At 43.3% G+C, this 808-nt stretch carries 1 pseudogene; it reads left to right on the forward strand.

Features of this window, described 5'->3' with window-relative positions:
* Positions 1-808 (forward strand): annotated as a pseudogene (locus BVJ53_RS14820) (terminase large subunit domain-containing protein); the annotation flags it as partial.

The following is an 808-nucleotide window of genomic DNA, read 5'->3' on the forward strand; positions in this document are numbered from 1 at the left end:
ATCCAATCTAGCGGGAAAGGCTGTTAAATTTATGGAAATTCTGCCAGAACCAAAAGTGGGAACCACAACCATTAGCACCGTTTCAAAATTCATTATTGGCAGTATATATGGCTGGGTTGACAAAGATGATCCAAATATAAGGCGATTTACCGATGTGTTCATTTCGATGGCACGAAAAAACGGTAAGTCGCTTTTGATTTCTGGCGTCATTCTGTATGAGTTTCTGTTCGGAAAGAATCCAGCAACAAACGGCAATTATATACCGCTGCTAACGATCGCAAGCAGGCCGGCATTGTATTCGGAATGGTAAAAGACCGATTACGTGCGCTCATGCGGAAAGACCCAGGCATCAAACGAATGGTTAAGATTACGCGAGATGAACTTGTCAATTTAGACGACGGATCAACAATTCGTTCGTTCTCTCGTGATACAGGACTTGTCGATGGCTATGAACCCCATGTTGCGGTGGTTGACGAATATGCCAACGCTAAAACAACAGATATGATTGAAACCCTTGCCTCAGGGCAGGTGTTACTCCCTAGTTATCTGACGTTCATCATTTCAACGGCTGGATTCGACATGAACGTGCCGATGTTTCAACAAAATTATCCATATGCCAAAAAGGTGTTGTCCGGTGAAGAAACGGCAGAACGCTATTTTGCATTCATTGCTGAACAAGACAACGTACAAGAGGTTGATGACCCCAATTCTTGGATTAAATCGAATCCGCTACTTGACGTTGATATTGTGCATGATCAGATCACCGACTATTTTGACCACAAAGCTATCTCAAGCACGTGCTGAATGG

The organism is Lacticaseibacillus chiayiensis, assembly GCF_004123795.1.
GTDB lineage: Bacteria > Bacillota > Bacilli > Lactobacillales > Lactobacillaceae > Lacticaseibacillus > Lacticaseibacillus chiayiensis.